The following is a 23,756-nucleotide window of genomic DNA, read 5'->3' as shown; positions in this document are numbered from 1 at the left end:
GACTGGCTCGGCCGCGGGGGCCGGCGGCCGGCCCGCACCGCGGCGACGGCGTCGGCGAACGGTCCCCCGCTGCGGTAGCGCATCTGGGGATTCTTGACGAGGGTGATCTCGATGAGTTCCCGCACGTTGGGGGGCAGCTCGGCGGGTAGCGGCGGCGGGGGTTCCTTGATGTGCTTCATCGCCACCGTCAACGCGCCGTCGCCGGTGAACGGGCGCTTACCCGAAACCACCTCGTACCCAACGACTCCCAGCGAGTAGACATCGCTGGCCGGGGTCGCGTCGTGACCCAGTGCCTGTTCGGGGGCGATGTATTGGGCGGTGCCCATCACCATCCCGGTCTGGGTCACCGGCGCGGCGTCGACCGCTTTGGCGATACCGAAGTCGGTGATCTTCACCTGGCCGGTCGGGGTGATCAAGATGTTGCCCGGTTTGACGTCGCGGTGCACCAAACCGGCGGCGTGCGCAATCTGTAGGGCCCGGCCGGTCTGCTCGAGCATGTCGAGGGCGTGCCGCAGCGACAGCCGTCCGGTGCGCTTGATCACCGAGTTCAGCGGTTCGCCGTTGACCAGCTCCATCACCAGGTAGGCGGTGCGACCCTCGCCGTCGAGCTGGCTTTCGCCGTAGTCGTGGACCGCCGCGATCCCCGGGTGGTTGAGCATCGCGGTGGTCCGCGCCTCGGCGCGGAACCGTTCGATGAACTCGGGGTCCTGGGAGAATTCCTGTTTCAGCACCTTGACCGCGACGCGCCGGCCCAGCCGGCTGTCCACCGCCTCCCACACCTGGCCCATGCCACCGGTGGCGATCAGGCGCTGCAGGCGGTACCGGCCAGACAGCGTCACACCAACTCGCGGGCTCATGGTCCTCCCTGTAGTGCGGCCTCGATCACCGCCCGTCCGATCGGGGCGGCTAGTGCACCCCCGGTCGCGGACAGGCGGTCGCCGCCGTTTTCCACCAGCACCGCCACGGCAACCTTCGGCGTGTGCGCGGGCGCGAATGCGATGTACCACGCGTGCGGCGGCGTGTTACGCGGGTCGGTGCCATGCTCTGCGGTACCCGTCTTGGATGCAATCTGCACGCCGGGAATCGCCCCTTTCTGCTGTGCGACCTTCTCGGCGCCGACCATCAGCTCTGTTAGCTTAGCGGCGACCTGCGGCGACACCGCGCGGCGCTGCTGGTAGGGCGCGGTGGTGCTGATATTGGAAAGGTCCGGCCCCTTGAGGCTATCGATGAGGTAGGGCTGCATCGTCACCCCGGCGTTCGCGATGGTCGCGGCGATCTGTGCGTTCTCCAGCGGTGTGAGTGCCACGTCTTTCTGGCCGATGCTGGACATCCCCAGCGCGGCGGCGTCCGGAATTATCCCGACGGTGGATTCCGCGACCTGCAGCGGAATGACGCTGGGCGTGCTGTCCAGCCCGAACGAGTGCGCCATGCTGCGCAGCGCGTCGGCTCCGGTGAGGATGCCCAGCTGGACGAACGCGGTGTTACAGGACAGGGCGAACGCCTGGCTGAGCGACACCGTCGGCTCGTTGCCGCACGGCGTGCCGCCGTAGTTCTCCAACGTGGCGGTGCTGCCGGGCAGCGGAATGGAGGGCGCCGCGGTCAACTGCTCGGTGTCGGTCGCGCCGGCCTGCAGCGCCGCCGCGGTGGTGATCACCTTGAACGTGGAACCGGGTGGATAGGTCTCGGAGATGGCGCGATTGGTCAGCGGATTGTCGGCGTCGTCGCGAAGCCGCTGCCAGGCCTGCGATTGCACCTGGGGATCGTGCGACGCCAGCAGGTTGGGGTCATAGGACGGCGACGACACCATGGCCAGAATCTTGCCGGTGGACGGCTCCAGCGCGACGACGGCGCCCTTGCACGGCGGCCCACCGCAGCCCTGTTGCATGGCGTCCCACCCGGCCTGCTGGACCCGCGGAATGATCGTCGTGTCTACGCTGCCGCCACGCGGATCGCGACCCGTGAAGAAGTCGGCCAACCGGCGCCCGAACAGCCGCTCGTCGGACCCGTTCAGCACCGGGTCCTCGGTTCGTTCCAGGCCCGTGCTGGAGTAGCGCAGCGAGTAAAAGCCGGTGACCGGTGCGTACACCGCGGGGTTGGGATAGACGCGCAGGAAACGAAAGCGGCTGTCGGTGGCCACGGAATAGGCCAGCAGCTGCCCGCCAGCGATGATCTGGCCGCGTTGCCGTGAATACTCGTCGAGCAGGACTCGCTGGTTGCGGGGGTCGGCGCGCAGCCCGTCGGCGGCGAAGACCTGCGTCATCGTGGCGTTGAGCAACAGCAGCACCACCAACGCCATCACGGTCACCGAGATGCGGCGGAGAGAGGTGTTCATACCCGCTCAATCACCTCGGTGCCGGCCGCCGCGATCGGCGACTTGTTGCGTGCGCGGGTGCGCAGGGGTCGTCGGGCGCTGTGCGATATACGCGCGAGGATGCCCAACAGGATGTAGTTCGCCAGCAGTGACGACCCCCCGTAGGACATCCACGGCGTGGTCAGCCCGGTCAGCGGAATCAGCCGCGTCACGCCGCCGACGACGATGAACAACTGGATGGCCAGCGTCGACGCCAGACCCGCGGCCAGCAGCTTGCCGAAGCTTTCGCGCGTCGCGATCGCCGTGCGCAGGCCGCGGACGATGACGATCGCGTACAGCATCAGGAGGGCCGCCAAGCCCACCAGACCAAGTTCTTCACCGAACGCGGCGATGATGAAGTCGGTCGACGCCGCCGGCACCGTATCGGGTTGACCGTTGCCGAGCCCGGTGCCGAATATGCCGCCGGTGGCAAAGCTGAACATCGCCTGGACGAGCTGATAGCCGCTGCCGTCGGGGTCGGAGAACGGGTCCCACCACATCTGCACCCGAACGCGGACGTGCTCGAAAAGGAAGTACGCCACAACGCTTCCCGCGGCGAACAGCACCAGTCCGATGACGACCCAACTGAAGCGCTGAGTGGCGAGGTAGACCACCACCAGAAACGATGCGTAGAGCAACAGCGAAGTGCCAAGGTCCTTTTCGAAGACCATCACGCCGATCGAGATCACCCAGGCCGCCAACAGAGGCGCGAGGTCTCGGGGGCGGGGCAGGTTCATGCCCATGAAATGCTTGCCGACGCTGGTGAACAGACCCCGTTTGGCGATCAGCACCGCCGAGAAGAAGATCAGCAGCAAAATCTTGGAAAACTCGGCCGGCTGAATTGAGAAGCCCGGGAAGCGAATCCAGATTTTGGCGCCGTTCTGCTCGGACAGGGATGCGGGCAGCAGCGCGGGAATCGCCAAGAAAACCAGGCCCGCAACCCCGCATATGTAGCCGTAGCGCGCAAGTCGTCGATGGTCCTTCAAGAAGGTGACCACCAACGCGAAGGCTGCCACCCCGACCACGGTCCACAGCAGCTGCTGGGTGGCGCTGGGGTGACGACGGCCGCTCAACTCGTTGTTGACGAGGTCGAGCCGGTGAATCATCACCAGGCCAAGTCCGTTGAGCAGAGCCACAATTGGCAGCAGCAGCGGGTCGGTGTAGGGGGCGAAGCGCCGGATGGCCAAGTGTGCGCTACCGAACATGACCAGAAAGATCAGCCCGTAAGTCACCAGGTTCCAGTGCAGGTCGCGGTCCTGGTTGGCCTGGACGATGAGCAACGCGGCGACGGTGATCAGCGCGGCAAAGCACAACAACAGCAGTTCGGCGTTGCGCCGAGTGGGCAGCGGAGGGGTGACCGCGACTGGCGGCTGGAGTTGTGTGGTCATGCCACCGCCCGGCAGTCGATGCCCGGCTTAGGTGGAGGTGGCGGGAGTGCAGTCACCGTCTGGGAAGTGGTGGGCGACGTGGTCGCGGGCGCGGTGTTTGCGGGGACGCTGGTCGAGGTGGTGCTGCTGGGCGGGGTGCCGCTGGAAGTGTTGGGGGGTGCTGTGGGATTCGGCTCTGTTGTGCTGCCCGTGGTCGTCGGGGCCTGCGGGCCGGGCGGAGAGGTGGCGCGGGGCGGCGGACAGGGCGGCAGGAGGGAGTTGGCCGACAGTTCGCGCAATTGTCCGATGGCATCGTCCAGGGTTCCGGCCGGCAGTCCGGCTTGAACCTGTGTGCGTTCGGGAGGGCGCAGATCCTGCAGTTGCATCAGGCGACAGTCCAGATGACCGCCGCTCTGGCTGAAACTGATCAGCGAGAACTCGTTGCGGGCGTTGAGGCAGCCGATCAAATAGGGCTCGTGCAGGGACACGCCCAGCAGCGACCCCTGGATCCCCCGCAGGATCGACACCATGCCGTTGTAGTCGGCGACGTAGTAGTTGCTGCGGATGATGGCTCGGCCGATGCCCAGACTCGCAAGCACCAGCAGCACCACCAGCGTGACCACGATCGCCGTGCGGCGTCCTGACCATCGCTGCCTTCGCGACGCTTCCTCTTGTGGCGGAACGCGTTTGGCGACCTCGTCGCGGGGCCTGATCGCCGAGGCGCGGCCGGCGGAGGTGTTGGGCAGGGTCAGCTGGTCGTCTTCACCCGAGACCGCGCCGGCCAGGATCGGTTGCGTCTGGCCGTAGTCGTAGTCGACGACGTCGGCGACCACGACGGTGACGTTGTCCGGGCCCCCGCCTCGCAATGCCAATTCGATGAGACGGTAAGCGCTTTCGGCCACGTCGGGGATCTGCAGCGCCTCGAGGATGGTCTCGTCGCTGACCGGGTCGGACAGCCCGTCGGAGCAGAGCAGGTAGCGATCGCCGGCGCGCGCTTCGCGCATGGTCAGGGTGGGCTCGACCTCGTGGCCCGTCAGCGCCCGCATGATCAGCGATCGCTGGGGGTGGCTGTGGGCCTCTTCCCGGGTGATGCGCCCTTCGTCAACCAAGGTTTGAACGAACGTATCATCCTTGGTGATCTGGGAGAGCTCGCCGTCGCGCAGCAGATAGCCACGCGAGTCGCCGATGTGCACCAGCCCAATCCGGTTGCCGTCAAACAGGATTGCGGTAAGAGTGGTGCCCATGCCCTCGAGGTCGGGTTCCATCTCGACCTGTGCGGCGATGGCCGCGTTGCCGGCGCGCACCGCCGCATCGAGCTTGGCGAGCAGATCGCCACCGGGCTCGTCGTCGTCGAGATGGGCCAGCGCGGCGATCACCAATTGGGAGGCCACCTCACCGGCGGCGTGACCACCCATGCCGTCGGCCAGGGCCAGCAGTCGCGCGCCGGCGTAGACGGAGTCTTCGTTATTGGTGCGTACCAGGCCGCGATCGCTGCGGGCGGCATATCGCAGGACCAGGGTCACGGGCGTAACTCGATTGCCGTTTTGCCGATCCGAATCGGCGTTGCGATGGGAACCCTTACCGCAGTCGTCACCTTCGCCCTGTCAAGGTAAGTGCCGTTGGTCGATCCTAGATCCTCGACGTACCATTCGGAGCCGCGCTGAGACAGCCGGGCGTGCCGTGTCGAGGCGTAGTCGTCGGTGAGCACCAGGGTGGAGTCGTCAGCGCGGCCGATCAACATCGGCTGCCCGCTGAGCGTGATCCGAGCGCCGGTCAACGCCCCCTCGGTCACCACCAGATAGCGTGCGGCGGTGCCGCGCCGGCGTGCGGGGAGCAGGGTGCCGCGCAACGCCAAACCGCGACGCACCATGACAGCCCCCGTGGGCGCGTAGATGTCGGTGCGCAAGATCCGCAGCACGGACCAGATGAATACCCATAACAACATTAGAAATCCGGCACGCGTCAGCTGCAGCACTAGTCCCTGCATCTGGCGTCCTTTCCGTCCTGGCGCCGCACCCCTCGTCGCACCCGTGGCACCGAGCACGTCAGCACCGTCACGATACTTGGACGGTTGTCGGCGCGGGGCGAAGCACGGCAGCTTTGAGCCCGGTGCGTCTAGTGGATGCGAACGATGATCTCGGAGTGGCCCAGACGGATGACGTCACCGTCGGCCAACTGCCACTCCTGTACCGGTGCGTTGTTGACGGTGGTGCCGTTCGTGGAATTGAGGTCGGAAAGGAGCGCGACCTGCCCGTCCCAGCGGATCTCCAGGTGACGCCGCGACACCCCCGTGTCGGGCAACCGGAACTGGGCGTCCTGGCCGCGGCCGATGATGTTGGAGCCGTCACGCAGCTGGTAGGTCCGGCCGCTGCCGTCGTCGAGCTGCAGGGTCACCGCGGTTCCGGCGGACCCATAGCCGCCCTGGCCGTAACCGCCGTAGCCGGCGCCCGCCTGCTGGCCGTAGTCCGCCGAACCGTAGTCGGCCGGCGGGCCGTACTCCGCGGCCTGGCCGTAGTCGTAGTCGCGGTGTTGGGTTTCGGGGTATCCGCCGCCTTGCGGGGCATAGCCACCGCCCGGAACGCTTTCGGCGTACTGGGTATAGTCACCCGCGCCATACTCCTGGCCGTATCCCCCACCCTGCTGGTAGCCCTGCTCGTATCCGCCGCCCTGGTCGGGGTAGGCCGGCCGTTGCTGGTCGGGGGGGCCCTGCGGGGCCGGCGGAGCATAGCCGCCCTCGTCTTGGCGGGCCGGGCCGCGACCGTAGTCGCCGTATCCCCCGTAGCCCTGCTGGGTAGCGCCGGGCTGGCCGCCGCCGGGTGGGCCGTAGCCGCCGCCCTGGCGGTAGCCCTGGTCGTAGCCTTGCCCGCCGTAGCCGCCGGGCGCGGGGGGACGCTGCTCATGGGACGGTGGGTAGCCGCCACCCTGCCCTTGGTCGGGGTAGCCGCCCTGGTCCGGATAGCCGCCTTGTTGCGGGTAGCCGCCCTGCTCGGGGTAGCCGCCTTGCTGCGGGTAGCCGCCCTGCTCGGGGTAGCCACCTTGCTGGGGGTAGCCGCCCTCGGGGGGACGAGGTGGCGGGTATCCGCCTTGCGGAGGGTAGCCGCCCTGCTCGGGCGGATAGCCAGCTCGCGGATCCGGTCCGCCCTGCGGATCCGGCCCGCGCTGCTCGTCCTGCGGGCGCCCGTAGCGGTCGTCGTGGTACTCGTCGCCGGGCCGCCCCTGCCCCTGACCCCCGCGGTAGCTCGAATTGTCAGTCATTGCTGCTACTCCTCGTTCTGCGCCGAACGCGTGATTTGATTGTGGCCGGAGCGGATGGTTGACGGTCGGGCGGGGCTCGACATCAGGATTGACAGCACCGCGGGTGCGGTACTGACCGGTATGCAGGCTCGACGACTGCTCGAACCGGACGACCACATCACCATACGTTTGCCACCCCTGTTCATATATATAGTCGGCCAAGAACCTCGCGAAAGCGCTCGACGTGGGATTCGTGTCGGCGCCGACCTTCGCAAAGTCGTGCATACCGAGGGTAATGATGTATTCGTTGGGGGCCAAAAGACGATCGCCCTGAAGCGCGCGGACACCGTCCTCGGCTTCCCGGCGTAATAGCCCTTCAACCTCTTGCGGGACGATAGATCCGCCGAACACTCGGGCGAACGCATTGTCTACGGTCGCTTCGAGCTTGCGCTCGATGCGTTGCACGAGCCCCCGTTGGCTACTCATCTCTTAGCGCTCGCCCGCAGCTGTTGTGGTGTGTCGCGGGCGCGAGGCAAACGAACCGCCCGCGTGTGTTTCACCCCAGCATGGTATCGGGACACCGGGAGGATGCGGCACCGTGGGAATTCTGAGAATCGCGTCCGTGCAGCTCAGAGCCGTGTACTGGAGCCTCTGGCAGGCGCGAACGGCCGTCCAGGACCGCGGAGGCGATTGGGGCACACGGCTATTAGAGTGGTATGGTCCATCGGTTCATTTCCCGGGCGAGTGGCGGAATGGCAGACGCGCTGGCTTCAGGTGCCAGTGTCCTTCGGGACGTGGGGGTTCAAGTCCCCCTTCGCCCACCACGAGCGGTTCTACGAACTGCCGGCGTAAAGGTCACGAACTCCAAAGAGGCCGTGACCTTTGTGTTTTGCCTTCACTTGGGGGACCGCTTCCGAGGAACCGCGTGGGGACTTGGTGCTACGAATCCCCCGGTTCGGCCCGGTCATCAATGTTGTGACTGCCGAGGCCGAGGTAACGGGAACAGACCCTGCCCACCCGGCCAAACGTATGCCGCGCAAGGGCGCATCACTGGAGCACTTGGCGGGCGCAAGTTGGTCAACGCCGCCTACCGGGGCAGCACGGCCTCGATGGCGCCAACGACTTCGGGCGCGTCGGGTTCCGTGCGGGGACGAAACCGATTGATCACCTCACCGTCGGGGGCGACCAGAAACTTCTCGAAGTTCCATTGAATGTCGCCTGCCGAGCCGTCGGAGTCGACGGCCTTGGTCAGCTCGGTGTACAGCGGATGGCGGTCGTCGCCGTTGACGTCGTTCTTGGCGAGCAGCGGAAACGTCACCCCGTAAGTCGTCGAGCAGAACTCCTGGATCTCTTCGGCCGTGCCAGGTTCCTGGCCCATGAACTGGTTGCAGGGAACGCCGACAACCGTCAGGCCACGGTCGCGGTAGTCCGTCGCCAGCTTCTCCAATGCGGTGTACTGCGGAGTCAGTCCACACTTTGAGGCTACGTTCACGATTAGCGTTGCGCCGTTAGACAATTCGGCTAGCGTAGTCGGATTGCCGTCGAGGGTGGTTAGCGCAATGTCTTTGAGGATCACGCCGACGACGCTAACACTATCCGCGTCGTCCAAGCGTCGATCGCCGCGATGCGGCAACCAACGGTTTGGCGCCGAGGACGCGGCAACGTATCGCCGAGCAGCCAGCGCCAGACGAAGCTCACGTGCACAGTCATTCCTAATTCGATCTGCCGCAAAACGAACCGGAAATGCCTGTCGAACTGTGGGACCCACTACTCGATTCGGGAAAGTGCTAGCGCATGCGCTATCGGATTGCGAAGTCGGCTGTCGGTGTGGGGACGCGTTACGAAAGGATCTGTGCCCGTGGACGTCTCACCGCGGGCTATAGAAGACCAGGCCGTTGCCCTTGTTGTCGTAGACCGCGGCACGGCGTTCGTGTGCGTCGTCGTACGGGCCTTTCACGACGCCACCGCCGCTGGCCTCGACCGCATTCGCCGCGGCGTCGACGTCAGCGGTCTTGATGCCGACGACGACCTGCCCGGGTATGGGATGGTCCACCGCGGTCGCCAGCGCCAAAGTCACCGCCCCGCCGTCGAGGGCGGCGAAGTGGGCTCCGCTCAAGGGTGCCTCCTGGGGCCGGCTCGCCTTACCCTAGCCCCGTGAGCAGCAACCAAGTTCCCGGCGGAGTGGTGCACCGGCTGCCGGCAGACCTGCGTGAGGCGCTGAGCGCCAACTCGACGGCGCTGGCGGCCTGGAAGGACATCACGCCATTGGCACGCAATGAGTTCATCTGCTGGGTCGAGGACGCCAAACAAGAGGTCACCCGCAATCGCCGCATTCGCCGCACCCAGGAGGAATTGGAGGAAGGCAAGCGCCGGCCGTGCTGCTGGCCCGGGTGCAAGCACCGGGAGCGTAACGGCAGGTAACCGGTCGCCTAGCCCTGCAGCCACCGGTGGACATCGGAAGTAACCGGATCGGTGATGTCGTCGTATTCGGGATGCTTCTTGAGCACGGTGTCGACCATGGAACACACCGGAACCACGCGCTTGCCGTCATCCCGTGCCGCCTGCAGTGCTTCCTCGACGAGGATGGTCGCCAGTCCGCGTCCGCCGTACGCGGGGTCGATCTCGGTGTGGTAGAAGACGCGCTGATCGCCGCGGTCGGCGAAGTCGGCGAGGCCAACGGCCTTGCCGTCGACGGCAATGGTGTACCGACCCTCCTCGGCGGTGACGGTGGTTGGTGCGCCGGTCTTGTCGGTGGTCATGTGTGCTCCTTCCTTTCCGGTATCGGTCGCGGCCGCAACCGAGCGGTCGGCAGCGGCGGGGCCGGCAGTCGGGTGACCGAACCCCGGTAGCCGGTGACGGCGCCGAAGCGGGCGTCGGCGTCCTCCCAGAGCCGACGGTAGCCGACGATGTCGTCGTGACTGCGCCCGACGAAGTTCCACCACATCACGAGCTCTTCGGCGAACGGCGTCCCACCCAGCAGCAGCACGCGCGCCGGCCCGTCGCCCACGTTGCGGAAGTGCAAAGACGAATTGCCCGTGCCTTGGTATCCGAAATCGGCAACCCCCAGGGTGGTCTCGCCCATCGTGACGGGCCCCAGATCGCAGAGCACGCCGTGTTCGAATGCCGGGTCGACGTCCACCTCGAGTCCTGCGTTGGGTTCCAGATCGATCTGTGCGCCGACGAGTGGGGTGAACGTGCGCACCGGCGAACGGCCACCGGCCAGCTGCCCGAGAAACACGCGTGCCACCGCGCGCGGCAGCGAAACGGGCGTGGGCGCATAGTGAGCGAAATCGCGGCCGGTGTCGCGGTCGGAATCGGGCAGCGCCACCCACAACTGAACCCCATGCAAAGCGGCCTCCGACTCGATCGACACCTCGGAGTGACAAATGCCCGCGCCCGCCGTCATCAGGTTCAGCTCGCCGGGCCGGACCATGGCATGGACACCCGCGCTGTCGCGGTGCTCCACTACCCCGCTGAACAACCAACTCACCGTTTGCAATCCGGTGTGCGGATGGGGCGGGACGTCCATGCGCGCGTGCACCGGGCCGTAGTGGTCGATGAAACACCACGCGCCGACCAGCGAGCGTTGTCGCTGCGGCAGCGTGCGCTGCACCCGGATAGCCCTCGGACCGCCCAGCGGAACCTCTCGTGGACGAAGAACCTCGACACCGGCAACCCGCGACGCGCCGCAAGCGACTTCGACCGGGGCGGTCTCGAGATTGCTCACCGGCCCGACGCTACGCCTCGTTGGGCCTTACCTGCCCGGCGGCCGCAGCGCCTTCATCGCGAGCCGCATGACCGGTTCCGGGACGCGATCCTGAATGGACAACGCGGCATCGGCGGCGCGGGATCGCAGCGGGGTGCCGCGACCGAAGATCCGGTTCAGCGGCCCGCCGGTCGGCTCGATCACCACATGCAACGGCGGGGTGCCCGCGGCGGCGCCCAGCGCGTTGGAGATGACCATCCGCTGAATCTCGCTGGTGCCCTCAAAGATGGTGTACAGCTTGGCATCCCGAAACCACTTCTCCACCGGGTGGTCGGTGATGTAACCCCAGCCACCCATGGTCTGAATCGCGCGCTCCGTGGCCTGCACGCCGACCTCGCTGGCGGCGAGTTTCGACATCGAGCCCTCGCCCCGCTCGAAGGACACCCCGTTTGCCGCCATCCAGGAGGCACGCCAGGTCAGCAGCCGAGCCGCATCTATCCGGGCGGCCAGGTCCGCCAGCGGGAAGGCGATGCCCTGGTGGTCGATGATCGGTGCGCCGAACGCCTCGCGCTCGGTGGCGTACGCCGTCGCATACTCCAATGCGGCGCGGGCGATCCCAATCGCCTGGGCGGCCACCATCGGTCGGGTCTGCTCGAAGGTGCCCAGCGTCGCCGAGCCGGACTGTTTGCCCCCGGCCACCACCTCGCGCGCCCTGGCGAGCTTGTGTTCCAGCTTGTCTTCTCCCCCAAGCAAATTAGCTGCAGGAACGCGCACACCTTCGAACAGCAACTCGGCGGTGTGGGACGCCCGGCAGCCCAGCTTGTCGAGCTTTCGCACCAATTTCAGGCCCGGCGTCCGCCGGGCACCACGAACAGCGCCTGCCCGCGGTGACCCAGTTCCTCGTCGACGACGGCGTTCACCACATGCACATTCGCGATGCCGCCGTTGCCAATCCACATCTTGTGGCCGTCGATGATCCAGTCGTCACCGTCGCGACGCGCGCGAGTGCGCAGATTCCGAACGTCGCTGCCGCCCTCGGGTTCGGAGATCGCCAGGGCGGCGAGCTTGATATCGCCCGGCGTCCCGAAACACTCGGGCGCCCATTCAAGCATTTGTTCGGGAGATGCGGCCTGACCGATCGCCGACAGCGCCAGCGCCGGCATGACAATCGCCAAACCGATTCCGGCACAGACCCAAAAGAGTTCCTCCATGAATATCGGTAGCGAGATCCCGGTGGGGTCACCGATCAGGTCGCGGTAGAACAACGGGCTGTAGAAGCCGCGCCGGGCGGCCTCCTCCAGCACCGGCCACGGGAACTCCTGCCGCTGGTCGTAGTGGAGCGCCACCGGGCGGATCACTTCTTCGGCGAACTCGTGGGTGCGCCGGGCCAGATCATGTTGCGCAGCCGTCGGTGTCAGGTCGAACGTCATGGATCCGCCTTCGGGTCGACAGACTCGGTCGTGCCAGCCCGTCTACCCCGTCGGCGAAGTCAGCAAACTGTCAGGCGGCCGAACGAGGTCCCACTTGTGCGATCGGCAGATGCAACACCACCGCCGCGACCGGAATCGCATCGTGTTCGTGACGTGCCAGCAGGGCCGCGTTCTCCGGTAGCTGCCGCGAGTTGATCTCACCGGCGGCGATACGGCGCAGGACGTCGTGAGCCCGGGCGAGCTGCTCGCGCTTCCGGTACTGGCCGCCGGGCAGCTTGACGCCGGCCCAGACGCCATACTCCTCACGGTGCGCGATGGCGTGCTGGGCGCAGCGGCGCTGCTGTGCCAGCGGGCAGCGGCGCAGGCATTGGATCCGCGCCTCGGTGGCGGACCGCTCGTAGGCGCGCGCCTTCGCTGCGCCGTCACCACCGTCGTCATCGGGATAGCCGAACCACAGTTCCGGGTTGGCTGCGCAGGGGTGTCCCATGTTGGTCTCCTTGTCAGCGGTGAAACGTAGGCAAAAGCGTATACACGGATAGGGCGTGAGCGCAAGAGAAACGTGACAAAAACGTATATACGCTGGATGGGGACCCGCCGTGTGTAATATCCGGCCTATGGCCGGAGTCTGCGGTGAGCCGTGAATCGGCCGGCGCCGCCATCCGCGCGTTGCGGGAGTCACGCGACTGGTCGCTAGCGGAGCTCGCCGCCGCGACCGGAGTCAGCATCATGGGCCTCAGCTTTCTGGAACGCGGCGCCCGCAAGCCCCACAAAAGCACAGTTCAGAAGGTTGAAAATGGGCTTGGCCTGCCGCCGGGCACCTACTCTCGCCTACTGGTAGCCGCCGATCCGGACGCCGAGTTGGCCCGGCTGATGGCCGCGCAGCCGGTCGACGCGGGGTCCGCCAGGCCCGCCGGCGCGGTGGTCGTCGACCGCCACAGCGACACGGAAGTGCTGGAAGGCTACGCCGAAGCGCAACTCGACGCCCTCAAATCCGTCATCGATCGGCTGCCGGCGAACACATCAAACGAATATGAGACGTATATTCTGTCTGTGATCGCTCAGTGCGTGAAGGCGGAGATGCTGGCCGCCAGCTCGTGGCGCGTCGCCGTCAACGCCGGCGCCGATTCGACAGGCCGGCTGATGGAGCATCTACAGGCGCTCGAGGCGACGCGCGCGGCCCTCCTGAAGCGGATGCCCACCAGCTTGAGCGCGCGGTTCGATCGCGCGTGCATGGAATCGTCGCTGCCGGAAACCGTCATCGCGGCCCTGGTCGGTGTCGGCACCGACGAAATGTGGGATATCCGCAACCGGGGAGTCATCCCTCCCGGAGCACTCCCCCGCGTTCGCGCCTTCGCCGCGGCGGTCGAGTCGACGAGCCGCGAGGGGACGCAATGAACGAGAGCGAAATCGAGGTGTTGAGCCGCGCCCATCGACTATTCGCCGGCGACACGAGGCAGCCGACGTTGGATGCCGCTACGGCGCACTACAGCGAAATGTTGAACCGAGCGTCTGGACTGAATAGCACTGTGGCACACGGCCGTTACCAACATGCCGCGGACCGTGGCCGGCAACTGCTGCTATCGGCAGCGCGTACGGACGCCGCGGCCGCGGGCGTCATCGCCGGCGCACACGAGGATCGGGCCCGGGCTCAGGAGCTGACGAAGTCTGTCGTCGACGAGGCCCGCGCCGAGGCCGCCGTGACCCCGATGACGCCGATGACGCCGATGGCCCAGCGTGAGGCGATGCGCCGTAGCGTCGCCCGGCTGCGCGCGCAGCGCGCCCACGTCTTGTCGGCCCGCCTGAAGGCGCGACGGCACTCCGCGGCGCTGCGGGTGTTGCGGTACCGATTGACCCACCATCGCGGCCCCGCGGTGTCGATGCCGAACGGCCGCGCGGCGGTCGCGGTGCGCGCGGCGTTGTCGCGGCTGGGACGCCCGTACGTGTGGGGTGCGACGGGACCCAACCAGTTCGACTGTTCCGGATTGGTCCAGTGGTCCTACGCGCAGGCCGGCGTCCACTTGGGCCGCACCACGTATCAGCAGATCAACGACGGGATCCCGGTCCCCCGTTCGCAGGTCCGGCCGGGCGATCTCGTCTTCCCTCACGCCGGACACGTCCAGATGGCCATTGGCAACAATCTGGTCGTCGAAGCGCCCTACTCGGGTGCTTCGGTGCGAATCAGTCCACTGGGCAGCAACATTGCGATTCGCCGCCCGCTATGACGCGCGATGGCGACCCAGCCGCCTGGGCACGACGAAAAGGTTGAACTGATGTCGGAACAAGCCCGACCTTCGGTGAGCGCCATCCAGGCGCGGCAGTCGGCGCTGGCCAGCCAGCACAGCACCGCCGCCGACGCCGACCGCGTGCTGGCGGACGTGCTTGCCAGCGCGCATGCGGCGACGCGTGAGAGCATCAGGCGACTCGATTCGATCGCCGAGGAGATCGACCGCGCCGCCACCGGCCGCTCGTACCTCGCCGTGGATACCCCGATGGGAGCGCGCGAATTTCATCGATTCCTCGCGGACAAGCAACGCGAGATCGCGACGGTCGTGGACAATGCGCGCGAACTGGGCCGTGCGAAAAAGGCTGTGCTGGACGGCCTGCGGGCACAGTACGTCGTCCCTGCGGGCTAGCCCAAACACGCGTCGGTTTGTTCGCTCACAGACGCGCCTGGGTGAATTGTCGGCAGCAACATGCCTCGGTACTGTCGCCCGGCATGGAGGGGTCGCGACACCGATGTCGACGTATGACGAGCTGATCAACACGATCAAATCCGTCCGGGACCGCACCGGCGATCCGAACGCGTGGCAGGCGGGTTTGGCGCCGACTGAGGTGGCCGCGGTGATCACCCCGACCACGCGGCCCGAACAACTCGACGCCATCGTGCGCAAGATCCGCCGACAACATGCGAACATCTTCGGCGCCGGGACGCCCGAGTCCGACCGGGAACAGGGCGAGGCCGCCGAGGCCATGGCGGGCGCCGAAGCCGCTCTAGCACAACAGAATTCAACGAGTTCCCAGCTCGACATGCAAGTGGTTACGGCCATCTTGAACGCCCACCTGAAGGCCGTCGAGGGCAGAGAAGCCCTGTCGAAGTTGCAGCGAGAGACGGAAACCGCCGTACTCACGCGATCGGACCTCGACACCCCGGCGGGGGCGCGCGATTTCCAGCGATTCCTTATCGGCAAGCTCAAGGACATCCGGGCGGTCGTCCTGAACGCGAGTCTGGACGACACGTCGAAATCGGCGCTGATGGCCGCGTGGACATCGCTGTACGACGCCTCAAAGAACGGTGCCGACGACCGCCCGCCTGCCGCGACCGTTCCCGTTGCCGCACCCGCCGACAGCGCCACCCAACGGCCGGTCGACGACCCCGAGGCCGGATGGGACCCGTTACTGGATTCGATGTTGACTGACGACCCAGGCCTGCCGGCCGGGAATGCCCCGGTGCCGCCTCCCGCCGGTGGCACCACGGCTCCGGCGCCGGCAACGCCGGTGATGCCGCCCATTCCGAGCCTCGGCACCGGGCCCCTGCCGGGCCTGGGTGGGCTGGGCGGCCTAGGTGGCCTACCGTTGACCGGCCTGGAGGAGGGCGGCCGAACCGACCCGGCGCTGCGGGGCGTAGGCGACGAGGGCTTGCTCGGGTCCCACGACCCGGCACCGGGCGATCACCCTGGCGATCACGACGGCGACGAGGACAAGGCCCACGAAGAGGATGCTCCGGCGGACCAGCCCGATTCGCCGCCGGCGGGTCCAACGGCCGTGACCCTGCCCGACGGCGATACGGTGACGGCCGCCAGCCCGCAGCTGGCAGCGGCGATCAAAGCCGCCGTCGGCGGGGCGGCGATCGCAGATGCCTTCCATCAACAGGGAATTACCATCCCGCCACCGGGAACGGCGGTCACCGACCCCGTCGACCCGCTGCAAGTGATACCCGGCGACATCGGCATCCTCACCGATCGTCACGCGCTTGCGCTCGGTCACGAAAAAGCCCTTCTCGACGGCCAGATTCAGCGCATCGCCACCGTGAACGGGCCGAGCTTTCTAGGCTGGGAGCATCCACCGGCGGCGACCGCGTCCGCGGCCCCGCCGGCTGAGCCGCACACACCGACACCCACAGGGCCGGCGGCCACGTCGACCACATGACAACAGTGATCTCGCCGGCCTTGCCCGGCGGCGCAGGAATAGGAGTCAGCAGATGGCCGATCCAATCCGTGTGGTGCCCGCGCACTTACGCGAAGCCGCTGCGCATCACCAGGAGACCTCCGACTACCTGCGCACCGTTCCGTCATCGCACGCGGCGATCCAGGAGAGCCTGGATTCACTCGGGCCCATCTTCGGTGAACTGCGCGACGCCGGACGCGAACTGCTTGAGCTCCGACGCCAGTGCTACGAACAGCAAGCCGACGACCACGCCGATATGGCCGAAAAACTGGGCGTATCGGCCGCGGTGTGGGAACAGCACGAGCACGACGCGGCACGAAATTTCGGCGGCATCATTGACGGCGGTCGATGACGGACGCCAATCCCGCCTTCGACACCGTCCACCCGAGCGGGCACATCCTGGTCCGCTCCTGCCGCGGCGGATATATGCATAGCGTCGCGCTGAGTGAAGAGGCGATGGAAACCGACGCCGAGACCCTGGCGCAGGGCATCCTGTTGACCGCCGATGTGTCCTGCCTCAAGGCGTTACTCGAAGTTCGCACCGAGATCCTGGCGGCCGGCCATACCCCGTCGATGGAGGTTCCGACCCCTCACGATCTCGATGCGGCGATCGAGAAGCTGCTGGCCCACAAACTGCGCCGCCGCCACGGCGCACGCTAAGCGGCCCAAACCGATTCAAACCGGTCGATGGCCTATTGCAGCCACGTCTTGGCGCTATCGGGATCCGGTGCGATGTCAGTGGGCGGCTCTACGGGATTGGGGCCGAACAACTCTCGCGCGCGGGCCAGCAGGGCGCGCACCTCGTCGAGTTGCTGTTGCAGCGCAGAATCAGCCATATCCCCAGGCTACCCAGGCCGTCGCAGCCGCACAATTCACTGACTGAATAGACGGCCCGATGGATCCCGGTAGGCTTGGCCAGTGGCGATCTTCGGTCGGATAACGGCGCGCCAGCGCCTCCGGAGAGCTGCCCGGGAATCACTGACGATTCCCGCCTTCAGCTCTCCTGTGGATTGCACCCCCTGGGTGACAGGTGGGCTTTGGCCGGCCGAGCTGTCCACGGCGACCGACGAAACAGCCACTCTCGCAGCGTATCTGAAGGACGACCTGCAGCGGATCACCCGAAGCGCCAACGACGAGCTGCGGGCCATAAAGCGAGCGGAAATGGCCGATTTCGCACAGCAGGCAGAGGAAGCCAGGGTCGTCGACGAGGCGCGGGCGCGCGCCGCGCGACGAGTCGAGTCAACGATGCGGCAATTGCACGCGGTGAAGGCCGAGGCGCCCGTCGAACACGAACGCCCGCAGGATGTCGAAAGCCTCAACGGCGCCGATATCGAAATGACAGAAATCATCCCCGTCGTCACGGACGTGGAGGCCCCGGAAGCCATCGAGGGCGAACGCGATGAAGCGCCGGTCGGTGGTCAGCCGGCGAGCGAAGTGGCTACCGAAGAGGAGCAAGTCGACCCTGCCGAGGGCCGGCATCGGGCCTCTTACGACGACAACGCTGACGCGGCCGAAGCGGAACCGCCGCCGGAACCCGCTGAAGTCCCGGTAGTTCCGGCGACCGCGTCCGCGCGAGAATCCGACGACGAACGGGTGCGGCGGCTCCTCGCATTCGTGGTCCATCAAGAGCCGCGCCTGAATTGGGCGATCGGTGATCGCCCCGACGGCACCACGGTATTGGTCACCGACCTTGCCCACGGCTGGATACCTCCGGGCATCGCGATCCCGGAGGGCGTTCGATTGCTGGAACCGGAGCGACGTAGTGGCAAGGTTTCGGCCCTGGTGGGCGAAACCAGGCGCACCGTCACCTACACGCCCGGGGATTCTTTGGGCCGGCTGGACGACTTCGCCGAGACGAAGGCCTCGGCGCAGCCCCGCGAGCTGCCCGCGGTTGACGACCTCGGATGGGAGTTGAGCCAGGCCACGCACTGGCGGGACGGATTGCCGCGGATGGTGCACACGTTGGCCAGGGCCGCTGCCGCCGGAACCGGGGTCGTGGAAGAAGAGATCGACTTGCTGCGAGTGCATCTCGACACCGCGCGCTATCAGCTGTTGATTCAGTACCCGAACGTCGATCCCGCGCTCTTCCTCAATTGCTTGTTGCTGGCGGCCACCGAAGGCGCCGTGACCGGAGATTCGGTCGCGGCGAACTATCATCTCGCCTGGTTCCAGAAACTCAACGCGCAATGATGGGACCCGAGCCGGTCATCGACCGGGCCACGGGACCTGAGCCGCTCATCGACCGGGGCTCGGGCGATGGCTCCGGCTCTCTTCGCGCTCAAGCGCTCATCGACCGGGGCCGGGCGGGCCCGCGAAGGCCTGGGCGATCTGGAGCCATCGCGCCGCATCGGGACCGTCCGCTGCGATGTCGAGCGCGCCCAACGGACGCCGCTGGGTCACCAGGAAGCAGAAGTCCTCGGCGGAGCCCGTGACCCGCTGGACGGCGTCCGGCGGTCCCCAGGACCAGGTGTCGCCGCCGGGTCCGCGCAGCTCGACGAGGAACGGTTCGGTTGGCGGAGTCAGATCGTTGATGGCAAAGGCGTAATCGCGGGCGCGCACCCCGATGTGGGCGATCGACCGCAGTCGCTCGGTGGCGGGTCGTTTGACGCCAAGAGCGTCGGCGACGTCAAGTCCATGCGCCCACGTCTCCATCAACCGGGCCGTCGCCATCGACGCCGCGCTCATCGGTGGCCCGAACCACGGCAGCTTGCGACCGTCGGGCACGGTCAGCAGGGTTTCGTGCAGCCGTGCGCGGGTGGCCCTCCACTCGGCGAGCAGTTCGGCCGGCGCCAGGGCCGCCAGTTCCTCGGCACCCGCGTCGACGAACCCGATCGGATCGGCCGAAGCGGTCTCCAGCGCCGCGGCGAACCCCGCCTCGTCGGTGGCGGCGGTCAGCGCGACCCGGTCTGTCCACAACAGGTGCCCGAGCTGATGGGCGATGGTCCAGCCCGGCGCGGGCGTCGGATCCGCCCACCGGTCCGCCGGGAGCGGCGCCACCAGCGCGTCGAGGTCGTCGCTTTCGGCGCGCAGGTCGGCAACCATGGGCCCGGCACCGGTCATCGGTGCCTACGACCGCAAGGCGTCGGCGGAACCACGTATGTACCTTAGCGATTGTTCGCCGGCTGGCCGTGACGGCCGATGATGCTGTGCATCGCGAGCCCGATCAGATACAGCATCGAGCCGAACAGCACCAACGCCGGCGCGCGCCCGTCGTCGGGAATCACGATGGCGGCCACCGTGATCGAGACGATGAACGACACCCAGAACAACGCATCCTGCACCGCGAACACGTGCCCGCGAAGCGCGTCGTCGACGTCCATCTGCATCGCGGAGTCGGCGCATAGCTTGACCATCTGACCGGCCACGCCGAGGAAAAAGCCGCACATCACCATCACCGGAAGCCGAAGCCCGGCGCCCGGGATCTGGATCACCGCGGCCGCCACGAGCGCCCCGTTTGCCGTGGCGTAGCGCCCCCAGCGGCGCACCAGCGACGGCGTGAACACGTTGGCCAGGAAGGCCCCAAGACCCGCGGCGGCGAAAAACAGCAACGCGATGCCCAGGCCCCCGGCCGCGGGACCGGGCAGGTGGTGGATCAACACCAGCATCACCAGCGAGTTGATCCCGACCACCATCCGATGCGCGGCCAGGCCCGACAGGGTCGCCGCGACCGTCGGGCTCTGCACAACCGTGCGCGCACCGTGCAGCCAGCCGGTGATCACCGCGTAGACGGCCGATCCGTGGATCGCGCGCCTCGTGTCGTCTGGGCCCAGGACCCGGGCGCCGAATCGCAATGACAGGAGCAACGCGATCGAAACCGGAATCGCGGTAATGAAGATGATCGCCGAGGCGCCCTCGTCGCCGGCGCCGACGAAGAAGCGGGGCACCAGCATGAAGTTGGCGCCGAGAAAGGCCGCGAAGGCGCCGGATGCGGTGGCCACCGAATTCATCGTCACCACTTGCTCGCGGGGCACCACGTGGGGCAGCGATGCCGACAGTCCGGACGCGACGAACCGGGCCAAGCCGTTGGCGAACAGCGCGCCGATCAGCAGCGGTATGTCGCCGGCCCGCAGCGCCAGAATTGTGCCGATGCCGGCGATGAGAATCAAGCGACCCACGTTGGCACCGACCAGCACCAGCCGCCGATCCCAGCGGTCCATCAGCGCGCCGGCGAACGGCCCCAGCAGGGAGTAGGGCAAGAACAGCACCGTGAACGCCCGCGCGATGGCCATGGGGTCGGCGGCGCGATCCGGGTTGAACAGCAGCGCCCCCGCCAGACCCGCCTGGAAGAGGCCATCGCCGAACTGACTCGCCATGCGCACCTGCAGCAGTCGCCAGAAGTCCGGCAAACTGCGCACTGACCGCCATAAGGCGACGGGTGCGCGCGGTTGCATCCGGGCTTGAATCACAGAACCGACTTCCACGATTGGGTTGGGCTGCACCAACAGTACAAATCTGTGTCGGCCACGCCCGATTGCCCCGGGCGACGATGCGAAAGTGCGATGATGGTCTGGTGCCGCCCGAAGATCCCGAGGACTATGTCGCACCCGCAGCGCAGCGGGTGCGTGCCGGTACCTTGCTGCTTGCCAACACCGATCTGCTCGAGCCGACGTTTCGGCGCAGCGTGATCTACATCGTCGAGCACAACGATGGCGGCACACTGGGCGTCGTGCTCAACCGGGCCAGCGAGACCGCGGTCTATAACGTGTTGCCGCAGTGGGCCAAGCTGTCCGCCAAACCCAAGACCATGTTCATCGGTGGGCCGGTCAAGCGTGACGCGGCCCTTTGTCTGGCGGCGTTGCGGATCGGCGCCGATCCGCAGGGCGTGCCGGGCCTCCGGCATGTGGACGGCCGGATAGTGATGGTCGATCTGGACGCCGAGCCAGACCTGATCGCCCCGCTGCTCGAGGGGGTGCGGATCTTCGCCGGATATTCTGGCTGGACCATCGGTCAGCTCGAGGGCGAGATCGAGCGCGACGACTGGATTGTGCTGTCCGCCTTGCCGTCTGACGTTCTGGTCGGGCCGAGGGCCGACCTGTGGGGGCAGGTGCTGCGTCGGCAGCCGCTGCCGCGTTCGTTGCTTGCCACCCACCCGATCGACGTCAGCCGAAACTAGGGCTCCTCCCCCGCGGTTTCTTTCGGCGCGGCCGAAATTGCCGACGGCGCTGGGCCGGTCCCGCCGGAATCCCGCGCGAGGCGGCTGGCGATCACCGCGCAGACCACCAGCTGGATCTGGTGAAAGATCATCAGCGGCAGCATGGTCAAACCGACTGTGGCAGCGGGGAAAAGCACCAGCGCCATCGGAAGCCCCGACGCCAGGCTCTTTTTCGAACCGCAGAACAGCAGGACGATCGCATCGCCGCGGTCGAGCCGCGCCAGCCGGCCGATGACCGTGGTGACACCCAGCACCAGCGCCAGCAGCACCGCGGCGACGACGGTCACCGAGATCAGGCGCCACACGTCGACGCTGACCCAGATCCCCTTGATGACACCCATCGCGAAGGCGGTGTAGACCACCAGCAGGATGGACCCGCGATCCACCACCTTCAGCAGTGCCGCGTGTCGGGCGATGAGCCCGCCGAGCCATGGGCGCGCCAGCTGACCCGCCGCGAACGGCAGCAACAGCTGGAGCATGATGTCGCGGATCGCGGTGCCGTCCACCCGTGGCGCGCCGCCGGTCGTCATCAACAAAACCACCAGCAGCGGGGTCAGCACCACGCCGAGGATGTTGGACAACGACGCGCTGACGATGGCGGCCGAGACGTGGCCCCGCGCGATCGATGTGAACGCGATGGACGATTGCACTGTCGACGGGACGAGGCACAGAAACAGCAGACCATTGTAGAGGTCGATGGTCAGCACCGAGGGCACCAACGCTCGGGCGGCCAATCCCAGCATCGGGAAGACGACGAACGTCGTGGCCAGCACCAGCAGATGCAGCCGCCACTGGCGGACACCGTGCCAGGCCTGCTGGGGTGACAACCGGGCGCCGTAGAGGAAGAACAGCAGCGCAATTGCCGCTTTCGCGGCGGCGGATACGGCGTCGGCGGCCTCGCCGTGCGCGGGGAGAAGGGCCGCCAAGGCCACGGTCGCCCCCAGCGCGAGCAGGAAGGAATCGATCGGCAGCGCCGACAGCCGTTTCAACATGACGGCTCGAGCGGCGAGGCCGTCAGCGGCAGGACTGCGTGCAGGCGGCGCAGCTGCCGGCGCAACCGGGTGCCGCCGCTTCCCGGCGGAGCGCGAAGCGAGCGCTTTGCCACGACCCGGCGGCCAGCGTCCCGAGCGCGCCGGCGATGCAGACGATCAGCACGACCAAGGCGGCGTTGGGGGAGGCGGCCAGGGCCACCACGCCGCCGGCGGCCAACATCACGGCCGCCGCCAACTGGGGCGGGGCCATGGCGCGCAGCGCCAGTTGGGTGCCGGCGGCGCCGTCAGTGGTCTGGTTGTGGGAGAGCGACCAGGTCCCGAACCCGGCGGAGGCCACCGCCGCACACATGCACACCACGCCCGCGATCAACATGGCCTCACAATACGAGCCCGGCCGCCGGCTCGCGCGCCCGGCTTCAGCGCGCTGGTGTCAGCGCCGGGTCACCGCGCTTGGAGGAAGCCGAAGTTCGGCAGCGGCGGCAAACCCGGCACCATTGTCAGCAAGTTGGGCGTGGGCCGGGGGGCGGCCACCTGGTTGGGCGGGGCGGGCTGCGAGGGAAGCCCGACCGGCGCCGCTCCGGCCGTCTGGGGGGGAAGCCCGGCCGGGGCCGCGCCGGATGCTTGAGGGGGAACGCCGACAGGGGCCGCAGCGGTCCCGGGGGCGGGTGCGGGGGCGGTGGTCCCGGGCGCGGTCACCCGGAAGCCGTTGATGATCGCGTCGGTGGCGGGCGCATCAGCGATGGCCACCGAACGGTCGGTGGTCACCGAGAGCGACACCAGGTATTTGTCACGTCCGGACGTCGCGATGACGTGGCGGCGCGACGTGTTGAGCAGCATGTCGCCGTCGCGGTACGTGCCCTCGATGATCGACGACGGGAAGCCGCCGAAGTCGGCCATCGAGGCGTTCGTGGTCTGCCACGTGGGCAGTTGCTGGCTGTCGACGAAGCCGTGGGTGATGGCGTCTTTCGGATCGAAGTTACCGACCAGCTTGTACACCACCACCTGCGCGTTCGAGGTGTAAATGCTGGTCCCGCGCCGGTCGGCGATCACCGCGAACGCGTCGGGCACATTGGGGTCGGGCACCTGCGTCCAGCGGGCGGGCAGCGGCAGCGTGATGTCGAGGGGCTTGAATCCCTGGGGTTTTTGCGCCTCGAGCTTGACGCCCTTCGACTGCAGGTAGTCACGCAGCGTGCCAGAGACGCCCGGGGTCTGCGTCGGGGGTAGCGGCGCGACCGGCGCGACCGCTGCGGGCGCGGGCGCTGCCGGCGCGACAGCGGGGTTTGGCGTCACCGGATTTGCCACCGGGGGAGTAGCGAGCAACCTGTTGCTGGGGACCTGTCCGGGGGCGGCCATGACGTTCT

General features: G+C 67.5%; 25 protein-coding genes, 1 tRNA gene and 2 pseudogenes. 10 read left to right on the top strand and 18 right to left on the bottom strand.

What is annotated here, in order from left to right; translation table 11 throughout:
- The 6 genes from JWP83_RS07900 to JWP83_RS07875 all read right to left on the bottom strand — a co-directional run.
- Positions 1-857, bottom strand: an 857-nt coding sequence (locus JWP83_RS07900; RefSeq protein ID WP_297728185.1) for a serine/threonine-protein kinase, incomplete at its 3' end; no start/stop codon positions are given.
- Complete coding sequence (gene pbpA / locus JWP83_RS07895; protein ID WP_297728181.1) at positions 854-2,332, bottom strand: D,D-transpeptidase PbpA; 1,479 nt, start codon at positions 2,330-2,332, stop codon at positions 854-856. The genes pbpA and JWP83_RS07900, both read right to left, overlap by 4 nt.
- Positions 2,329-3,738 carry an FtsW/RodA/SpoVE family cell cycle protein gene (locus tag JWP83_RS07890; protein ID WP_297728178.1) on the bottom strand — a complete coding sequence of 470 codons (1,410 nt, stop codon included), beginning with the start codon at positions 3,736-3,738 and terminating at the stop codon, positions 2,329-2,331. The genes pbpA and JWP83_RS07890 overlap by 4 nt, the downstream gene beginning before the upstream one ends.
- A complete protein-coding gene (locus tag JWP83_RS07885; RefSeq protein WP_297728175.1) occupies positions 3,735-5,240 on the bottom strand; it encodes a protein phosphatase 2C domain-containing protein in 1,506 nt (501 codons plus the stop codon). The genes JWP83_RS07890 and JWP83_RS07885 overlap by 4 nt, the downstream gene beginning before the upstream one ends.
- On the bottom strand, positions 5,237-5,704 hold the full coding sequence (locus JWP83_RS07880; protein ID WP_297728172.1) for an FHA domain-containing protein: 468 nt from the start codon (positions 5,702-5,704) through the stop codon (positions 5,237-5,239). Before JWP83_RS07880 ends, JWP83_RS07885 begins: the two co-directional genes overlap by 4 nt.
- 128 nt (positions 5,705-5,832) lie before the next feature.
- Complete coding sequence (locus JWP83_RS07875) at positions 5,833-7,437, bottom strand: DUF3662 and FHA domain-containing protein (RefSeq protein ID WP_297728169.1); 1,605 nt, start codon at positions 7,435-7,437, stop codon at positions 5,833-5,835.
- A 252-nt stretch (positions 7,438-7,689) separates the two neighbouring features.
- On the opposite strand from JWP83_RS07875, the gene JWP83_RS07870 reads away from it, so the two are divergent.
- Positions 7,690-7,775, top strand: a tRNA-Leu gene (locus tag JWP83_RS07870).
- A gap of 263 nt (positions 7,776-8,038) precedes the next feature.
- Here the strand turns inward: JWP83_RS07870 and JWP83_RS07865 are convergent.
- Positions 8,039-8,527 carry a glutathione peroxidase gene (locus JWP83_RS07865; protein ID WP_297728166.1) on the bottom strand — a complete coding sequence of 163 codons (489 nt, stop codon included), beginning with the start codon at positions 8,525-8,527 and terminating at the stop codon, positions 8,039-8,041.
- 291 nt (positions 8,528-8,818) lie between these two features.
- A pseudogene (locus tag JWP83_RS07860) lies at positions 8,819-9,061 on the bottom strand (VOC family protein); the annotation flags it as partial.
- A 44-nt stretch (positions 9,062-9,105) separates the two neighbouring features.
- On the opposite strand from JWP83_RS07860, the gene JWP83_RS07855 reads away from it, so the two are divergent.
- Positions 9,106-9,372 (top strand): YdeI/OmpD-associated family protein, encoded by a 267-nt coding sequence (locus JWP83_RS07855; protein WP_297728163.1) that lies wholly within the window; start codon positions 9,106-9,108, stop codon positions 9,370-9,372.
- Positions 9,373-9,380: 8 nt separating this feature from the next.
- Here the strand turns inward: JWP83_RS07855 and JWP83_RS07850 are convergent, their stop codons facing one another.
- The 4 genes and pseudogenes from JWP83_RS07850 to JWP83_RS07835 form a co-directional block, all read right to left on the bottom strand.
- Complete coding sequence (locus JWP83_RS07850) at positions 9,381-9,710, bottom strand: GNAT family N-acetyltransferase (RefSeq protein WP_297728160.1); 330 nt, start codon at positions 9,708-9,710, stop codon at positions 9,381-9,383.
- Positions 9,707-10,678 carry a pirin family protein gene (locus JWP83_RS07845; RefSeq protein WP_297728157.1) on the bottom strand — a complete coding sequence of 324 codons (972 nt, stop codon included), beginning with the start codon at positions 10,676-10,678 and terminating at the stop codon, positions 9,707-9,709. The genes JWP83_RS07850 and JWP83_RS07845 overlap by 4 nt, the downstream gene beginning before the upstream one ends.
- 27 nt (positions 10,679-10,705) lie before the next feature.
- Positions 10,706-12,087 (bottom strand): annotated as a pseudogene (locus tag JWP83_RS07840) (acyl-CoA dehydrogenase family protein).
- 70 nt (positions 12,088-12,157) lie between these two features.
- Positions 12,158-12,574, bottom strand: a complete 417-nt coding sequence (locus tag JWP83_RS07835; RefSeq protein ID WP_066941195.1) for a WhiB family transcriptional regulator — start codon at positions 12,572-12,574, stop codon at positions 12,158-12,160.
- Between the two features lie 143 nt (positions 12,575-12,717).
- Here JWP83_RS07835 and JWP83_RS07830 point away from each other — a divergent pair, with 143 nt between their 5' ends.
- The 6 genes from JWP83_RS07830 (at position 12,718) to JWP83_RS07805 (ending at position 16,911) form a co-directional block, all read left to right on the top strand.
- Positions 12,718-13,482: a helix-turn-helix transcriptional regulator gene (locus JWP83_RS07830; RefSeq protein WP_297728150.1), complete on the top strand. Its 765-nt coding sequence runs from the start codon at positions 12,718-12,720 to the stop codon at positions 13,480-13,482.
- Entirely contained in the window at positions 13,479-14,309 is an 831-nt protein-coding gene (locus JWP83_RS07825; protein ID WP_297728147.1) for a C40 family peptidase, read from the top strand. Before JWP83_RS07830 ends, JWP83_RS07825 begins: the two co-directional genes overlap by 4 nt.
- Positions 14,310-14,357: 48 nt before the next feature.
- Positions 14,358-14,720: a DUF4226 domain-containing protein gene (locus tag JWP83_RS07820; RefSeq protein WP_297728191.1), complete on the top strand. Its 363-nt coding sequence runs from the start codon at positions 14,358-14,360 to the stop codon at positions 14,718-14,720.
- Between the two features lie 103 nt (positions 14,721-14,823).
- The gene (locus JWP83_RS07815; RefSeq protein ID WP_297728144.1) at positions 14,824-16,233 is read left to right on the top strand and encodes a DUF4226 domain-containing protein; all 1,410 of its coding nucleotides are present in this window, start codon (positions 14,824-14,826) and stop codon (positions 16,231-16,233) included.
- A gap of 52 nt (positions 16,234-16,285) precedes the next feature.
- The gene (locus JWP83_RS07810; RefSeq protein WP_297728141.1) at positions 16,286-16,603 is read left to right on the top strand and encodes an ESX-1 secretion-associated protein; all 318 of its coding nucleotides are present in this window, start codon (positions 16,286-16,288) and stop codon (positions 16,601-16,603) included.
- Positions 16,600-16,911, top strand: a complete 312-nt coding sequence (locus JWP83_RS07805; protein ID WP_297728139.1) for a DUF2694 family protein — start codon at positions 16,600-16,602, stop codon at positions 16,909-16,911. Before JWP83_RS07810 ends, JWP83_RS07805 begins: the two co-directional genes overlap by 4 nt.
- A 32-nt stretch (positions 16,912-16,943) precedes the next feature.
- On the opposite strand, the gene JWP83_RS07800 is transcribed toward JWP83_RS07805, so the two are convergent.
- Entirely contained in the window at positions 16,944-17,087 is a 144-nt protein-coding gene (locus JWP83_RS07800) for a hypothetical protein (RefSeq protein ID WP_297728136.1), read from the bottom strand.
- A gap of 82 nt (positions 17,088-17,169) precedes the next feature.
- On the opposite strand from JWP83_RS07800, the gene JWP83_RS07795 reads away from it, so the two are divergent.
- On the top strand, positions 17,170-18,441 hold the full coding sequence (locus JWP83_RS07795) for a DUF5631 domain-containing protein (protein WP_297728133.1): 1,272 nt from the start codon (positions 17,170-17,172) through the stop codon (positions 18,439-18,441).
- A 96-nt stretch (positions 18,442-18,537) separates the two neighbouring features.
- Here JWP83_RS07795 and JWP83_RS07790 read toward each other — a convergent pair whose 3' ends face one another.
- Together JWP83_RS07790 and JWP83_RS07785 are read right to left on the bottom strand one after the other, a co-directional pair.
- Positions 18,538-19,311, bottom strand: a complete 774-nt coding sequence (locus tag JWP83_RS07790; protein ID WP_297728130.1) for a TIGR03084 family metal-binding protein — start codon at positions 19,309-19,311, stop codon at positions 18,538-18,540.
- 44 nt (positions 19,312-19,355) lie between these two features.
- Complete coding sequence (locus JWP83_RS07785; protein WP_297728126.1) at positions 19,356-20,642, bottom strand: MFS transporter; 1,287 nt, start codon at positions 20,640-20,642, stop codon at positions 19,356-19,358.
- A gap of 95 nt (positions 20,643-20,737) precedes the next feature.
- Here JWP83_RS07785 and JWP83_RS07780 point away from each other — a divergent pair, with 95 nt between their 5' ends.
- Positions 20,738-21,364 carry a YqgE/AlgH family protein gene (locus JWP83_RS07780; protein ID WP_297728123.1) on the top strand — a complete coding sequence of 209 codons (627 nt, stop codon included), beginning with the start codon at positions 20,738-20,740 and terminating at the stop codon, positions 21,362-21,364.
- Here the strand turns inward: JWP83_RS07780 and JWP83_RS07775 are convergent.
- From JWP83_RS07775 to JWP83_RS07765, 3 genes are all read right to left on the bottom strand, one after another.
- Positions 21,361-22,392, bottom strand: coding sequence for a bile acid:sodium symporter family protein (locus JWP83_RS07775; RefSeq protein WP_297728189.1), 1,032 nt, complete (start codon positions 22,390-22,392; stop codon positions 21,361-21,363). The genes JWP83_RS07780 and JWP83_RS07775 overlap by 4 nt on opposite strands.
- Before the next feature lie 25 nt (positions 22,393-22,417).
- Entirely contained in the window at positions 22,418-22,768 is a 351-nt protein-coding gene (locus tag JWP83_RS07770; RefSeq protein WP_297728119.1) for a hypothetical protein, read from the bottom strand.
- A 68-nt stretch (positions 22,769-22,836) separates the two neighbouring features.
- Positions 22,837-23,756: LpqN/LpqT family lipoprotein (locus JWP83_RS07765; protein WP_297728116.1), on the bottom strand; the 920-nt coding region annotated here is incomplete at its 5' end.

Source organism: Mycobacterium sp. (assembly GCF_025965855.1).
Classification (GTDB): domain Bacteria; phylum Actinomycetota; class Actinomycetes; order Mycobacteriales; family Mycobacteriaceae; genus Mycobacterium.
The sequence above is the reverse complement of the archived record's forward strand: the minus strand, read 5'-3'. Positions and strand labels throughout refer to the sequence as shown.

Excerpts from the sequence above, each read along its gene's own strand:
- pbpA (WP_297728181.1), bottom strand. The coding sequence starts at position 2,332 with ATGAACACCTCTCTCCGCCGCATCTCGGTGACCGTGATGGCGTTGGTG.
- JWP83_RS07890 (WP_297728178.1), bottom strand. The coding sequence starts at position 3,738 with ATGACCACACAACTCCAGCCGCCAGTCGCGGTCACCCCTCCGCTGCCC.
- JWP83_RS07880 (WP_297728172.1), bottom strand. The coding sequence starts at position 5,704 with ATGCAGGGACTAGTGCTGCAGCTGACGCGTGCCGGATTTCTAATGTTG.
- JWP83_RS07875 (WP_297728169.1), bottom strand. The coding sequence starts at position 7,437 with ATGAGTAGCCAACGGGGGCTCGTGCAACGCATCGAGCGCAAGCTCGAA.
- JWP83_RS07850 (WP_297728160.1), bottom strand. The coding sequence starts at position 9,710 with ATGACCACCGACAAGACCGGCGCACCAACCACCGTCACCGCCGAGGAG.
- JWP83_RS07835 (WP_066941195.1), bottom strand. The coding sequence starts at position 12,574 with ATGGGACACCCCTGCGCAGCCAACCCGGAACTGTGGTTCGGCTATCCC.
- JWP83_RS07825 (WP_297728147.1), top strand. The coding sequence starts at position 13,479 with ATGAACGAGAGCGAAATCGAGGTGTTGAGCCGCGCCCATCGACTATTC.
- JWP83_RS07820 (WP_297728191.1), top strand. The coding sequence starts at position 14,358 with ATGTCGGAACAAGCCCGACCTTCGGTGAGCGCCATCCAGGCGCGGCAG.
- JWP83_RS07815 (WP_297728144.1), top strand. The coding sequence starts at position 14,824 with ATGTCGACGTATGACGAGCTGATCAACACGATCAAATCCGTCCGGGAC.
- JWP83_RS07810 (WP_297728141.1), top strand. The coding sequence starts at position 16,286 with ATGGCCGATCCAATCCGTGTGGTGCCCGCGCACTTACGCGAAGCCGCT.
- JWP83_RS07805 (WP_297728139.1), top strand. The coding sequence starts at position 16,600 with ATGACGGACGCCAATCCCGCCTTCGACACCGTCCACCCGAGCGGGCAC.
- JWP83_RS07800 (WP_297728136.1), bottom strand. The coding sequence starts at position 17,087 with ATGGCTGATTCTGCGCTGCAACAGCAACTCGACGAGGTGCGCGCCCTG.
- JWP83_RS07790 (WP_297728130.1), bottom strand. The coding sequence starts at position 19,311 with ATGACCGGTGCCGGGCCCATGGTTGCCGACCTGCGCGCCGAAAGCGAC.
- JWP83_RS07785 (WP_297728126.1), bottom strand. The coding sequence starts at position 20,642 with ATGCAACCGCGCGCACCCGTCGCCTTATGGCGGTCAGTGCGCAGTTTG.
- JWP83_RS07780 (WP_297728123.1), top strand. The coding sequence starts at position 20,738 with ATGCGAAAGTGCGATGATGGTCTGGTGCCGCCCGAAGATCCCGAGGAC.
- JWP83_RS07770 (WP_297728119.1), bottom strand. The coding sequence starts at position 22,768 with ATGTTGATCGCGGGCGTGGTGTGCATGTGTGCGGCGGTGGCCTCCGCC.